The 12772-nt window shown below is 71.2% G+C and carries 14 protein-coding genes; 6 read left to right on the top strand and 8 right to left on the bottom strand.

What is annotated here, in order from left to right; all coding sequences use genetic code 11:
• Position 1: 1 nt before the first annotated feature.
• Positions 2-196: a hypothetical protein gene (locus FL311_RS12710; protein WP_141325293.1), complete on the bottom strand. Its 195-nt coding sequence runs from the start codon at positions 194-196 to the stop codon at positions 2-4.
• 18 nt (positions 197-214) lie between these two features.
• Entirely contained in the window at positions 215-1282 is a 1068-nt protein-coding gene (locus FL311_RS12715; RefSeq protein WP_255510332.1) for a serine/threonine-protein kinase, read from the bottom strand.
• A gap of 127 nt (positions 1283-1409) precedes the next feature.
• On the opposite strand from FL311_RS12715, the gene FL311_RS12720 reads away from it, so the two are divergent.
• The 4 genes from FL311_RS12720 to FL311_RS12735 all read left to right on the top strand — a co-directional run bounded on the left by FL311_RS12720 (position 1410) and on the right by FL311_RS12735 (position 5843).
• Positions 1410-1616: a hypothetical protein gene (locus FL311_RS12720; RefSeq protein WP_141325295.1), complete on the top strand. Its 207-nt coding sequence runs from the start codon at positions 1410-1412 to the stop codon at positions 1614-1616.
• A 64-nt stretch (positions 1617-1680) separates the two neighbouring features.
• Positions 1681-2820 (top strand): phosphatidylserine/phosphatidylglycerophosphate/cardiolipin synthase family protein, encoded by a 1140-nt coding sequence (locus tag FL311_RS12725; RefSeq protein WP_141325306.1) that lies wholly within the window; start codon positions 1681-1683, stop codon positions 2818-2820.
• A gap of 123 nt (positions 2821-2943) precedes the next feature.
• Positions 2944-4467 (top strand): Ppx/GppA phosphatase family protein, encoded by a 1524-nt coding sequence (locus FL311_RS12730; RefSeq protein WP_141325296.1) that lies wholly within the window; start codon positions 2944-2946, stop codon positions 4465-4467.
• A gap of 155 nt (positions 4468-4622) precedes the next feature.
• On the top strand, positions 4623-5843 hold the full coding sequence (locus FL311_RS12735) for a zinc-dependent alcohol dehydrogenase (RefSeq protein WP_141325297.1): 1221 nt from the start codon (positions 4623-4625) through the stop codon (positions 5841-5843).
• A gap of 10 nt (positions 5844-5853) precedes the next feature.
• Here the strand turns inward: FL311_RS12735 and FL311_RS12740 are convergent, their stop codons facing one another.
• Positions 5854-6879 carry an S-adenosylmethionine:tRNA ribosyltransferase-isomerase gene (locus tag FL311_RS12740; protein WP_141325298.1) on the bottom strand — a complete coding sequence of 342 codons (1026 nt, stop codon included), beginning with the start codon at positions 6877-6879 and terminating at the stop codon, positions 5854-5856.
• Positions 6876-7598 (bottom strand): SDR family oxidoreductase, encoded by a 723-nt coding sequence (locus FL311_RS12745; RefSeq protein ID WP_141325299.1) that lies wholly within the window; start codon positions 7596-7598, stop codon positions 6876-6878. Before FL311_RS12745 ends, FL311_RS12740 begins: the two co-directional genes overlap by 4 nt.
• Before the next feature lie 91 nt (positions 7599-7689).
• Here FL311_RS12745 and FL311_RS12750 point away from each other — a divergent pair, with 91 nt between their 5' ends.
• A complete protein-coding gene (locus tag FL311_RS12750) occupies positions 7690-8247 on the top strand; it encodes a helix-turn-helix domain-containing protein (RefSeq protein WP_046718499.1) in 558 nt (185 codons plus the stop codon).
• Position 8248: 1 nt separating this feature from the next.
• Here the strand turns inward: FL311_RS12750 and FL311_RS12755 are convergent, their stop codons facing one another.
• The gene (locus tag FL311_RS12755) at positions 8249-8941 is read right to left on the bottom strand and encodes a 2OG-Fe(II) oxygenase (protein ID WP_228556839.1); all 693 of its coding nucleotides are present in this window, start codon (positions 8939-8941) and stop codon (positions 8249-8251) included.
• Between the two features lies 1 nt (position 8942).
• Between FL311_RS12755 and FL311_RS12760 the strand changes: the two genes are divergently transcribed.
• Entirely contained in the window at positions 8943-9560 is a 618-nt protein-coding gene (locus FL311_RS12760) for a DUF4230 domain-containing protein (RefSeq protein ID WP_141325308.1), read from the top strand.
• 75 nt (positions 9561-9635) lie between these two features.
• Here FL311_RS12760 and FL311_RS12765 read toward each other — a convergent pair whose 3' ends face one another.
• The 3 genes from FL311_RS12765 to FL311_RS12775 form a co-directional block, all read right to left on the bottom strand.
• Positions 9636-9920 (bottom strand): hypothetical protein, encoded by a 285-nt coding sequence (locus FL311_RS12765; RefSeq protein ID WP_141325300.1) that lies wholly within the window; start codon positions 9918-9920, stop codon positions 9636-9638.
• The gene (locus FL311_RS12770) at positions 9917-11197 is read right to left on the bottom strand and encodes a tetratricopeptide repeat protein (RefSeq protein ID WP_141325301.1); all 1281 of its coding nucleotides are present in this window, start codon (positions 11195-11197) and stop codon (positions 9917-9919) included. Before FL311_RS12770 ends, FL311_RS12765 begins: the two co-directional genes overlap by 4 nt.
• A gap of 288 nt (positions 11198-11485) precedes the next feature.
• Positions 11486-12772, bottom strand: a 1287-nt coding sequence (locus tag FL311_RS12775; protein WP_141325302.1) for a hybrid sensor histidine kinase/response regulator, incomplete at its 5' end; no start/stop codon positions are given.

Here is a 12772-nt window from a genome sequence, read left to right on the forward strand (position 1 = left end):
CCTACTCCACCTTGTCGAAGATGGCGTCGGCCTTCTTGTTGAGGTCCGTCTCCACGCGATCAGCGGCCTTGTGCACGTTCTCCAGACGCCGCGCGGCGGCGGCCTCGGGGTCCGTCCTGGCCGGCCGCTGCAGGACGTACCACGCGGCGGCGACGAGGACTCCAAAGCCCAGCACGAAGGTGACGATGCGTCCCATGACTGCCTCCTGTCCTCGTCAGCGCGTGAGCTGCTGGACGAGCGGCGCCCACTGCGCCTGGGTGAAGTAGAGCCCGGTGCCCGCGGCGGACGCCAGCGCCAGCGCGGCCAACGCCCACTTGAGCTTGCCGCCGGAGCGAGTGCGTGAGGTGTCGAAGACCTCCGCCGCCGCGTCCAGCTCCTGGGGCCGCAAGAGCTGCTGCGCCTCCGTCTCGGTGAGCTTCTGGCGGTGGCGCAGGAAGGCGACGAGCAGCCCCGCGTGCGACACCTGGACCTCCTGGGCGAGGAACACGTCCAGCTCGCGGCGCATGGCGGCGGCGTCCGGGAAGCGGTCCTCGGGCTTCACCTCCATGGCGCGCTGGATGATGCGCACCAGGGGCGTGGGCACGTTGGGGGCCACCTTGTTCAGCGGCGTGTACTTGCCGTCGCGGATGCGCGCGAAGACCTCGCCCGCCGTCTTGCCGTGGAAGGGCCGGGCGCCGGAGAGGGCCTCGTAGAGCAGCACGCCCAGCGAGAAGAGGTCGGTGCGGCCATCCAGCGGCGCGCCCGTCACCTGCTCCGGGGACATGTACGACGGGGTGCCCACGGCCATGCCCGCCTGGGTGAGGGCCTCCAGGCCCACGTCCTTGGCGATGCCGAAGTCCATCAGCTTCACGTCACCGGACTTGGTGAGCATGACGTTGGCGGGCTTCAGGTCGCGGTGGATGATGTGCCGGAAGTGCGCGTGGTCCAGCGCGCTGGCGATGCGCGCGGCGATGACGCCCGTGACGTCCGGAGGCAGCGGCCCCTCCTTGATGAGCGTGTGCAGGGTGGGCCCGTCCACCAGCTCCATCACCATGAACAGGCTGTCGTTCTTCTCCACCAGGTCGTAGAGCGTGACGATGTTCTGGTGACGGAAGGCGGCCAGCGCGAGCGACTCCCGACGGAAGCGGGACAGGGTCTCGCGGTCTCGCTTGCCCTCGGGCAGCAATTCCTTGATGGCCACCTCGCGCTGAATCATCTCGTGGAGGCCGCGATACACGACGGCCATCCCACCTCGGCCCAGCTCTCCGAGCACTCGATACGCGCCAATCTTGCGATGACGCACGCTTCTTTCCGCGGCAGGCACGGGCGAAGGGTACAGAAGTGGACGCGCACCGTCGATGTCTCACGTGGCCGCTTCGACGCCCGCCGGGTCCGGGACCACAGGCCCCCCGCTTTCCCCCCTCGACACCATGACACTGCGTCTGCTCGCCCCCCTCCTCGCCCTCTGCATGTTCGGCGGCTGCATCGTCCACCGGGACGTGCACCACGACCACCGTCCGTCCAGGTCGAAGAAGTCCAAGCGCAACAGCAAGCAATGCCACCCGAGTCAGTACTGGGACGGCGACGAGTGCCGTCACAAGGGGAAGGGCAAGGGAGCGCGCAAGCACGACGGGTGAAGTCCCCTGGCTCCACCCGGGGCCCGTCCCCTTGGGCCCGGGAGAGTTGTAGGGTGGCCGGGTGATGCGTCCCGAAGCCGCCGTCCTCCCATCGCATGTCCCCGCCCTCGTCCCCGGAGCGCTCGCTCCGCAGCGGGAGGATGAGCGGTGCACGCTGCTGGATGGCGGGACGGAGGCGTACCCCCGGATGCTGGAGGCCATCTCCTTCGCCCGGCACCGCATCCACCTGGAGGTCTACACCTTCGAGCGCGAGGGCGTGGGCGCGCTCTTCGTGGACGCGCTCGTCGCCGCGGCGAAGCGGGGCGTGTCGGTGAAGGTGGTGGTGGACGGCTGGGGCAGCATCGGCAACAGCACGTACCTCACCCAGACGCTGCGGGCCGCGGGCGCGAAGGTGCGGGTGTACAACCCGCTCACGTCGCTGTGCCTGGGGCGCTCGTGGCGCAACCACCGCAAGATATTGCTCGTCGACGACACGGTGGCGTTCCTGGGTGGCATCAACATCGGGGATGCGTATGCGGCGAAGGGGGACGTGCCCGGGTGGGCGGACCTGGCGGTGGAGCTGCGAGGCGACATCTGCCGGCAGCTCGGCGAGAAGCTCACCGCGGGCGCGGCGGCGCTGACGTCCGGCCAGGTGCGCCTGTTCCTGTCCGGCTTCGCGCAAGGCCACCGGCTGCGCAAGCGCTACCTGTCCGCCATCGACGGCGCGAAGCACGAGGTGCTGCTCGCCCACGCGTACTTCCTGCCCGACGCGGCCTTCGTGCGGGCGCTGACGCGCGCGGCGCGCCGGGGCGTGAGGGTGTCGCTGCTGCTCGCGGGCCGCAGCGACGTCATCTTCGCGAGGGCCGCCACCATGCGGCTGTACGGCACCTTCCTGCGCGCGGGCGTGAGCATCCACGAGTGGACCGCGTCCACGCTGCACGCCAAGGCGGCGGTGGTGGATGGGCAGACGCTGCTCGTGGGCAGCTTCAACCTGGACCCGCTCTCGCTGGTGAATCTGGAGACGCTGGTGGAGGTCGAGGAGCCCGGCGTGGCGGCGCAGGCGGCGCTGTGGCTGGAGAAGCACGTGGCGCTGTCCCGGCACGTGCTGCTCGACCAGTGCGGCCGCTCGGGGCTGCAGCGGTGGCTGCTGGACGTCGTGGGCCTGGCGGTGGCGCGCTTCGCGGAGCGCTTCGCCAGCTTCATCGGCCGGCGTCGCAAGCGCTGAAGGCCCCCGGGCGTCACGAGGACGTCACACGGGCCGTGGGGAGCGCTCCACCGGGTGGCCGCTCCCGTCGATGACGTGCTGCGCGGGGCGTCCGGGGGCTCTACACTGCCCCGACGCCCGACCATGCCAAGACGCCACCCCCTCCAGCCCGTACTCGCCGCCATCGACGTGGGGACGAACGCCGTCCGCTTGGAGCTCGCCCGGCCGGATGCCGACGGGGCGCTCGAGACGCTGCACCAGGAGCGAGACCCCATCCGTCCCGGTGAGGGCGTCTTCGCCACGGGCACCATGCCGGAGGCCACGGCCCAGCGGCTCTTGTCCACGCTGCGCCGGTACTCGGCCCTGTGCCGCCGCCACAAGGCGCAGGTGCGCGCGGTGGCCACCAGCGCCCTGCGCGAGGCGCGCAACGCCCCGGACATCGTCCGCCGCGTGCGCGAGGAGTCGGGCCTCAACCTGGAGGTCGTCAGCGGCAAGGAGGAGGCGCGCCTCATCTGCCTGGGCGTGCTGCACCGCAAGCCGCCGGGCACCCGCTCGCTGCTCATCGACATCGGCGGGGGCAGCACGGAGGTGGCCACCGCCGTGGGCGAGCGGCCCGACAACCTGTGGAGCCTGGGGCTGGGCTCGGTGCGGCTCACGGAGGTGTTCGACGCGTCGCGCACGGTGACGACGAAGCAGCTGCGGCTGATGCGCGGCTTCGTGTCGGAGGTGCTGGGCAAGACGCTGCCGCCCAAGCTGCCGCACCTGCCCCGGGTGGCGCTCGGCTCGTCGGGCACCATCAACGCGGTGGTGTCCTTCGCCGCGGCGGAGAACAGCGGCAACGCCACCGTGCGCCAGCTCACGCAGACGGTGGAGACGCTGGCGCAGATGCCGGTGGAGCGGCGCAGGAAGCGCTTCGACCCCAAGCGCGCGGACATCATCGTCTCCGGCGCCGTCATCCTCGAGGGCGTGGCGAAGTACCTGGGCGTGGAGTCCGTCAGCGTCGTCAACCGCGGCCTGCGCGACGGCATCCTGGTGGACCTGCTCTACCGCCAGGAGGCGCACCACCTGGCCGACGACCACAGCCTGTCGGACGCGGCCATCGCCATGGGCCAGCGCTTCTTCTTCGACGAGAAGCACGCGAAGCAGGTGACGCGGCTGGCGCTGCGGCTCTTCGACGACCTGGCCGCCCTGCACCAGCTGCCGCTGTCGGTGCGCCCGTATCTGGAGACGGCCGCGCTGCTGCACGACATCGGCCACGCGGTGAACTACGAGCGGCACCACAAGCACACGTACTACCTCATCCGGCACGCGGACATCCCGGGCCTGTCGGACCGCGAGCGGGAACTGGTGGCCCGCGTGGCGCGCTACCACCGCAGGAGCCCTCCGGAGCTGGCCCACTCGGGCATGGCGGGACTGACACCCACCGAGGCCCGCACCGTGCGCAAGCTCGCCACCCTGCTGCGCGTGGCCAACTCGCTGGACCACAGCCATCACCAGCCCATCAAGGACTTCCGCGCCACCAACGGGCGCGACGGCGTGGCGCTGCACCTGCACGCGCGTCAGCCGGTGGACCTGGAGCTGTGGAACGCGGAGCGCGAGGTGGCGCCCTTCCGCCGCGTCTTCGGCCGCAAGCTCACCTTCCACGTGCACCACACCGCGGGGCGCTGACGCACGGCCCCCCGGCCGCTGGCCGGAAGAGGAGGCTGTGCGCGCTTTGCCCCCACCCGGACGGATGCCCACGCTGCAAGGCGTGTGGGTCCGTCCGCGGGCGGGCCCTTTCGTCTTTCCAGACACGGGCCCCCGGCGGGGGAAGGAGCAGTCCGATGAAGGCCATCGTATTCCATGGGATTGGGGACATCCGGCTCGACGACGTGGAGGAGCCCCGGCTGGAGAAGCCCACGGACGCCATCGTCAAGCTGTCGGCGAGCGCCATCTGTGGCACGGACCTGCACATGATTCGCGGGACGATGCCGGGGATGAAGCCGGGCACCATCCTGGGCCACGAGGGCGTGGGCTACATCGAGGCGCTCGGCGACGACGTGCGCAACTTCAACGTGGGCGACCGCGTGGTCATCCCGTCCACCATCGCCTGCGGCAACTGCGTGTACTGCCGCGCGGGCTACCATTCGCAGTGCAACGACGCGAACCCCAACGGCGCCGCCGCGGGCACGGCCTTCTTCGGAGGCCCCGCGCCGACGGGCCCCTTCCACGGCATGCAGGCGGAGAAGGTGCGCGTGCCCTTCGCCAACGCGGGGCTGGTGCGCATTCCGGACGGCGTCACCGACGAGCAGGCCATCCTCGTCTCCGACATCTTCCCCACGGGCTACTTCGGCGCGGAGCTGGCGGAAATCAAGCCGGGCGACACCGTGGCGGTGTTCGGCTGCGGCCCGGTGGGGTTGTTCGCCATCGTCAGCGCGAAGCTCCTCGGCGCCGGCCGCGTCTTCGCCATCGACTGCCACGAGGACCGGCTGGAGCTGGCGCGAGCGCAAGGCGCGGAGGTCATCCACTTCGATGAAGAGGAGCCGGTGGCGACGCTCTTGCGCCTGACGAACGGCATCGGCGTGGACCGGGCCATCGACGCGGTGGGCGTGGACGCGGTGCACGCGCACGCGGGCCCCGCGGCGAAGGAGGCCCACGCGCAGAAGGCGGAGCACAAGCGCGAGGTGAAGGAGGCCGCGCCCAAGACGAACCCGGACGGCGACAACTGGGTGCCCGGCGACGCGCCCGCGCAGGTGCTCCAGTGGGCGGTGGAGGGCCTGGCCAAGGCGGGCACGCTGTCCATCATCGGCGTCTACCCGCAGCAGGTGCGCACGTTCCCCATCGGCGCGGCGATGAACAAGAACCTCACCCTGCGCATGGGCAACTGCAACCACCGCAAGTACATCCCCCGGCTGCTGGAGCTGGTGCGCACCGGCGAGGTGGACCCCACGGCCATCCTCTCGCACGTGGAGCCCATGGCCAGCGCGCTGGACGCCTACCGCAACTTCGACCTGCGCAAGCCCGGCTGGGTGAAGGTGGAGCTGGAGCCCTCGCAGCTCCAGTGAGCCTGGGACCTCACGAGTCCAGGATGAGGCACGAGTCCCCGAACTCGTGTCCCAGGTAGCCCTTCGCCTCCGCGTGCGCGGCCACGTCTCCGAGCAGGGACAGTGGGGCGAAGGCCTGGAGCAGCGCGTGGTGGCTGGTGCCCGGCTCGTGCATGCCGGTGAGCAAGCCGTCCACCACGCGCGGCACGAAGCCCGGCCCGAGGAGGAGGTCTGTGACCGACTCCCCCGCCACGAGCCTTCCGCCATTCATCGCCGCCCTGCCCTCCAGCGCGCGCACCACCGTGGTGCCCACCGCGACGACGCGTCCTCCCTCCGCGCGCGTGGCCTCCACCTGGGCCACGGTGACGGCGGGGATGTCCGAGCGCTCGGGCCGGGGCAGCGCCGCGTCCAGCACCGCGTCCCCGGTGGAGGACAGGCCCGCCGCGTGGGTGAGTGACGCGAGCCGCACGCCGCGACGGCGCAGGGCGAGCAGCAGGTTCCAGGTGAGGGGCAATCCCGCCGAGGGCGCCTCCACGGCCCAGGGCCTGGCGCCATAGCCCGTCTGCACGTGCCACAGGGACAGGGGCGCCAGGGTGTGCGCGTACTGCACGGGGCGGCCGCCCTGGTAGAGCGCGGACCAGAGCTCGGCGCCGTCGTCCTCGAAGGCCACGCGCAACAGGCGCGGCGAGGGCGGCAGCACCTCCACCACCCGCGCGGACAGGCCCACGACGGTGAAGCGTGTCCCGGCCTCGAGCACGGGCGGCGAGGGGCGGTCCTCGGTGCGCTTGCGCCAGTCCCCCGCGCCGAAGAGCACGGCGAGCCACGTGCCGTCCGGCTCGTGCGACAGCAGGCGCAGCTCGATGCGCTCCGCGGCCGCCGTGCGCCCCTGCAGCGACGCGGGGAACGTGGCCGCGTCGTTCACCACCAGCAGGTCCTTCTCACGCAGCAGCGAGGGCAGCTCCCTCAAGTGAGCGTCCTGGAAGCGGCGCGCTCGGGGCTCCACGTGCAACAGCCGCCCTTCCTCCGGGTGGTCTCCAGGCCAGCGCGCGGGCTTCATGCGGCCTCCAGGCGCGCGGCCTCCAGGCGGGAGCCACTGAGTGGAAGCGGGCGCTCCACGAGCGTGACGATTCGGGCGGCCACGTCCTCGGGGCGGGCGAGCGTGGAGCGGTCCGCGTCCGGTATCGCGTCGGCGTGCATGCGTGTGTCCATCTCGCCTGGGTCCACGTTGAGGAAGTGCACCCCCGTGCCCTCCAGCTCCGCGGCCCAGATGCGGCCCAGGTGCTCCAGCGCGCTCTTGGACACGCTGTAGGCGCCCCAGCGCGGATAGGACGCCACCGCCGCGTCGGAGGTGATGGTCACCACCAGCCCGCCCCCTCGTACCACCATGTTGCCCACCACCGCCTTGGAGAGCCGGAAGGGGCCCACCAGGTTGACCTCGAGCACGCGCTGCAGGTCCTCGCACGAGGTGTCGAGCAACAGCGGCAGCGGCGTGGGCCCCAGCGTGCTCGCGTTGTGCACCAGCACGTCCACGGGCCCCACCAGCGACGCGGCCACGCCCACCAGCCGGTAGATGGACTCCTTGTCGCCCACGTCATAGGCGAGCCCGTGCGCCTCCAGTCCCTCTGCGCGCAGGGACTCGGCCACGGCCTCCATCGGTTGCGCGTGCCGGGCCACGCCCACCACCCGCGCGCCCCGACGCGCGAAGTGGCCCATCAGGGCCTTGCCCAGCCCCTGGCTCGCGCCCGTCACCAGGACTGCCTTTCCCTTCAAGTCCATTCGGATGTCCTCCTTGCCGGGAGGGATAGCCAAGGGACGTTGATGAAATGGCGTCCACGCCAATCCTTTGGCAGATTGCCATCCCATGCCCCTGGAAGAAGAGGACCTGCCGAGCCGGCTCGCCCGCAACATCCGGACGCTGCGCGAGACGCGAGGCGCCACGCAGGCCCAGTTGTCGAAGCTCGCGGGAGTGCCCCGGGCCACGTGGGCGAATCTGGAATCGGGGACGTCCAACCCCACCCTGTCCGTGCTGCACCGCGTGGCCTCCGCGCTCCAGGTGTCCCTGGAGGAGTTGGTGGCGAAGCCTCGGGCCAGCGCGAGGCACTACCCGCGTGACAGCCTGACGACGCGTGTGCGGGGCGCGGGGCAGCTGCGCAAGCTGCTGCCGGACCCGCTGCCGGGCATGGAGTTCGACCGGGTGGAGCTGCCCTCGGGCGTGCGAATCACCGGCGTGCCCCATACGCCGGGCACACGTGAGTACCTGGCCTGTGAGTCGGGCGAGCTGGTGCTGGTGGCCAGCGGCGAGCGCTTCCTGCTCAAGCCCGGGGACGTGGTCGTCTTCCGGGGGGACCAGAAGCACTCGTACGAGAACCCGGGCACACGCACGGCGGTGGGCTACTCCGTCGTGCTGCTCGCGCCGCCCTTGTGAGTCACCCCGCGTCGCGGCCGTAGAACCAGGCGGTGAGCGCGAGTCGGTGGGCGTGGGTGGGCAGCACCTCGTGCTCGATGCGCTCGCTCAGGAAGACGACCAGGGTGTCGAGCCTCGGCGGCACGTCCACGGGGGACTCTCCCTCGGGGTGCAGGCGGAGCAGGCCTCCGTGCTCGGCGTGCCAGTCCGGGTTGGCGTACCAGATGGCCGTGGCCCTGCGGTTGGACTTGCCGGGGAAAGCGTCGAAGTGGCGTGAGTAGTGCGCTCCGCCGCCGGGATAGCAGGCGAGCTGGAGGTCGAAGCGTCCCAGGCCCAGGTACGCGCCCGCCGAGAGCGCCTGGCCGAGCTGTTCGAACTGTCGCCAGAGGGCGCCGAGCGCCGTGTCGGGCTCAGGCGTCACCCAGCCGATGAGGTCTCCCCTCACGCGGGTGTCGAGCGTCCGGTCCGCGCCTCTCCGGATGCCCGCGGCATGAAGTACTCCAGATTCCGCCCTCGCCAGCGCTTCTGCCCGCGCCGCGAGGGCTGCTGCATCCCCGAGGAAAGCCGGGCGCGTGAAATACCCCCGCGCGCCCAGCGCCTCCACTTCCTGGACCGACAACTCCACACGTGCTCCTTCCAGCAGCGTGCCGACTCCACCTGGGCGCACCGTGCCCCAGACGCGGGCGGCGCGGAAGGGGATAAACTCGGGGGCCATGATGACGCACCTCACGCGAATCCTCGCCGTCCTGCTGGGCATCGCGGCCGGAGCCCTGGGGGCCGGCTGGCTGCTCAGGCCCCGCATCCCCGCTCCGCCGGACACCGCGTCCGTGGTGAGCCAGATGCGCGAGGTGGCGCGGCTGGAGACGCTGGAGGTCGCGCTCTACAAGAAGGTGTCCTTCACGCCCGAGCCGCAGGTGACGGATGCCTTGTGGAAGGACGTGATGAACTGGGCGCGGCACGCAATCCAGAATCCGCACGGCCGCGCCATCGTGTTCGCGGATGCGTACCTGGGGTTCGACTTCCAGCGGTTCGGTCCGTCGAACCTGCACGTGGCGGGGACGAAGGTGTACGTGGTGATGCCGCCCATCGATGTGCGGGTGGCGCTGCGGCCGGGGGAGACGGAGGTCATCGACTCCAACCTGGACAGCGATCAGACGGCGCAGTTGCTGGAGAAGGCGCGGCTCGCGTTCGAGCGGGAGGTGCGCGCGGACACGCGACTGCAGCAGCGGGCGCGTGACTCCGCCGAGCGGGCGCTGCGCGCGCTGCTCGTCACCGTGGGCTATCGCGAGGTGTTGTTCGTGGAGCGGTTGCCGATGTCCGCCACCGCGGGGTGAGGCGGCTGGCACTTCGCCCCACCCACGCCATTCACCGAACGACGGACTTCCGAGCCTTGAGGCTTCGCGCTCGGGTCACTCTGGCGGCAGGTCGCGCTCAGCGTCCTTCAGCCAGCTCTCGAATCCTTTTCGTTGAACTCGCGCGTACCCTTCGTCCTTCACACGGATGTCCGCGTCGATGAGGTAGTGCCAGACAATCTCCTCCAGGTCGAAGGAGTCCTGGACGGAGCGCAGTCGCTTCATCAGGGCGATGGCCTCGTCCTCCCAGGGTCCAAGGCTCTTCTTGTCCGTGGGCTCATGCTCGAACAGCCTCCGCATCGTCCGCAGGGCGGAGACCCACTCCGGGGAGGGCGCACTCATGAACGCCCCTCCTCGAGTCCAGGAGCAGCGGAGAGCCCTTCCTCGGTCAGCAGGAACAGCCCCGCGATTCCCTCGGAGGTCGGCAAGAGCTCCGCGAGCACACCTCGGGCCGAAGCATCCGAGGCCCTGGCGACGAGCGTCATCTCGCGCCGCACCAGGGACACGTACAGCGCGCCTTCGCCCACCTGCTCCATGAGCAACCGTCGCTGCCCCGCCGTGAGCATCCGTGCGCCGTCGAGCCCATCCCCGCCAGCCACCGCCCACAGGCCCGAGAAGCCCTCCGCCAGCCGCACCTCGCCCCGGTCGATGATGACGGGCTTCACGGGCGCGGGCTCCAGGTTCCTCCACGCCGCCGCGTCCACCGCCTCCACCGTCAGGCCCGAGTCCTTCAGCGCCGACTCCGGCAGGTAGCGCACGAAGTCCGCGTCCTCCAGCACATAGAAGACCGAGAGCCCCGCGGGCCCCTCACGGTGCAGCGCCCCCACCGCCTTCGCCGCGAAGTCCGCCGGCCGAAGCACGGGCCGAAGCCTCGCCTCCAGCGACGCCGCATCCGACGCCCCGAGCCCCGAGTCCAGTCCGCCCAGCCGCGCCGCCAGCGCCTCGACATAGGCCGCCAGCCCCTGCGTGCCCGGCGCCTCCTGATAGGCCGCGTACAGCGAGCCCAGGTCCACGCGCCCCACTCCGCCCGAGGCCAGCTTCACCAGCAGGTCCTTGCCCTGTCGACGGAACGCCACGCGCGCCCGGGTGAGCGCCCCCGCCAGCGCGGCGGTGAACTCCGGCCGGAGCACCTGCTCCTGGGGCACCGGCGGCGGAGGTAGGTCCGCGGCCTCCAGTTCCTCCTTCAACAGCCGCGCCTCCGCGTCGAACGGATCCCTCGCCAGCGCGTCCTTCACGTAGGCCTGGACCTTGTCCATCTCGCCCCTGCGCAGGGCCAGCACGGCCAGCACCTTGAGGACCTCCGGGTCGTCCGGCTCCCGCGCGCGCACCTGTCGCAGCAGCGCCTCCGCGTCTCCGTGCCGCTCCAACCCCAGGAGCGCCCGGGCGAGCCCCAACTGCACCGGGACGTGCTGGGGAAAGTCCCGCCGCAGGGCCTCCAGGAGCGGCAGGGCCTCACGCTCCGCGCCCGCGTTGATGAGGGCATGCGCCACCGCCAGGCGCGGCGTCGGCCCGTCCTCATCCCTCACCCGCGCGCGCAGCACCTCCAGCTCCGCGTCACTCAGGACCTCACCCGCCTCCACCTTGCGGCGGATGCGCTCCACTTCCAGCAAGAAGCTCACGCCCGCGACTCTAGACGCCCGGGCCCGATTCAAGAACCACCCCGCACCGCGCCCGCAAACCCAACGCCAGACAAACACTCCGCGACGCCAGGGAATGTCCACCGGCGGAATGGACAAACAACCCACCAGGAAACACTCACATGCCCTGATGTTGGATGGTGGGTAGAAGGTCCTGCGGGCACCATGCCCGTCCTGGCTTGACGCATGACGGCGCGAGGTGAAGGCCGCGGTGGAGGGCCGACGGCGGCCCCTGTCGGTGCTCCACCGCGGAACAGTCACAGCAGGACGCTAGTGCTGTGAATCCGGCCCCGGACTGGCGGGAGCCTCCTCGTCCGACGACGTGTCCTCCTCATCCTCCCCACCGTCCGTCTGCGCGAGGAAGTCATCCAGCGCGCCCACGTCGATGGGCTTGCGGAACACCGCGTCCACCAGGGCCAGGTTGGCCCGGTTCTGTCCGCGCACGTCCATGCCCGTGACGATGGCGAGCAGCGCCTGGGGTGACTTCTCGCGCAGCTCGCGCGCCAGCTCCCAGCCGCTCATCTCCGGCATCACCGCGTCCAGCAGGGCCGCGTCATAGCGGCGCCGATCCCACATGCCCAACGCCACGGTGGGGTCGTGGGCCACCTGCACCTCGTAGCCCTCCTCGCCCAGGACCTCGGCCATCATCCGCGCGTTGTCCAAATCGTCGTCCACCACCAGCACGCGCCGCGTCTGCTGGAAGCGCCGGGGCGCCGACACCGGGGGCCGCGTCACGCTCTCCGGCGGCGGCGTGGGCTCACGGGGCGACTGCGCGCGCACCCGGGGCAGCCGCACCACGAAGGCCGCGCCGCTCCCCGACGAGACGTTCTCCGCCGTCAGCTCCCCGCCCCAGCGCTGCACCTGCGCGCGCGCCACCGCCAGGTACAAGGACAGCTGCGGCGCGCCCGGGTCCCTCCGGAGCGGGTCGAACAGGTGCGACAGCTCCTCCGACGCATACGACGGGCCCTGGTCCTGGATGCGCAACGTGAGCCACGAGGGGCTCTCCTCCCGCGTCGTCACCTTCAGGTGCCCGCCCTCCTCCATCCTGTCTCTGGCCGCCAGCAGCAGGTTCACCACCAGCTCGCGGAAGAAGGCCGCGTCCGCGCGCACCGCCCCCGGGTCGTGCAGGTCCAGCTCCACGTACACCGGGTGCTCACGCTGCTCCAGCTCGCCGCGCGCCAGCTCCAGCGACTCGCGCACCGTCTGGTCCACCTTCACGTCGACGGGCCGCTCCTCGGTGCGCTGGACGTTGAACTCCTGCAGCCGCGCCACCAGCTCGCCAATCTGCTGCACCGTCTTGTCGAGCGCGTCCAGGTGCTCGGGCTTGTACTCGCGCTGCAACAGCGTGATTCGCAGCCGCAGCACGTTGAGGAAGTTGTTGAGCGCGTGCGCCGCTCCACCCGCCAGCTGCCCCAGCGCCTGCTGACGCGTGCGCTGCAACAGCCGCCCCTGCAGCCGGCGCAGCTCCCCGTACGCGCTCTCCAGCGCCTTGGTCTTGTTCGCCGACTCGGTGCGGTCCGTGAAGGTCTGGATGGCGCCCGCCAGCTCCCCCTCCTC

Origin of the sequence: Myxococcus sp. AB025B, from assembly GCF_006518215.1 — a bacterium.
GTDB classification, from domain to species: domain Bacteria; phylum Myxococcota; class Myxococcia; order Myxococcales; family Myxococcaceae; genus Myxococcus; species Myxococcus fulvus.

Bases quoted from the DNA above. Each gene is read 5' to 3' on its own strand.
- FL311_RS12725 (WP_141325306.1), top strand. From the start codon at position 1,681: ATGCGTCCCGAAGCCGCCGTCCTCCCATCGCATGTCCCCGCCCTCGTC.
- FL311_RS12730 (WP_141325296.1), top strand. From the start codon at position 2,944: ATGCCAAGACGCCACCCCCTCCAGCCCGTACTCGCCGCCATCGACGTG.
- FL311_RS12710 (WP_141325293.1), bottom strand. From the start codon at position 196: ATGGGACGCATCGTCACCTTCGTGCTGGGCTTTGGAGTCCTCGTCGCC.
- FL311_RS12765 (WP_141325300.1), bottom strand. From the start codon at position 9,920: ATGAGTGCGCCCTCCCCGGAGTGGGTCTCCGCCCTGCGGACGATGCGG.
- FL311_RS12740 (WP_141325298.1), bottom strand. From the start codon at position 6,879: ATGAAGCCCGCGCGCTGGCCTGGAGACCACCCGGAGGAAGGGCGGCTG.
- FL311_RS12735 (WP_141325297.1), top strand. From the start codon at position 4,623: ATGAAGGCCATCGTATTCCATGGGATTGGGGACATCCGGCTCGACGAC.
- FL311_RS12745 (WP_141325299.1), bottom strand. From the start codon at position 7,598: ATGGACTTGAAGGGAAAGGCAGTCCTGGTGACGGGCGCGAGCCAGGGG.
- FL311_RS12755 (WP_228556839.1), bottom strand. From the start codon at position 8,941: ATGGCCCCCGAGTTTATCCCCTTCCGCGCCGCCCGCGTCTGGGGCACG.
- FL311_RS12720 (WP_141325295.1), top strand. From the start codon at position 1,410: ATGACACTGCGTCTGCTCGCCCCCCTCCTCGCCCTCTGCATGTTCGGC.
- FL311_RS12760 (WP_141325308.1), top strand. From the start codon at position 8,943: ATGACGCACCTCACGCGAATCCTCGCCGTCCTGCTGGGCATCGCGGCC.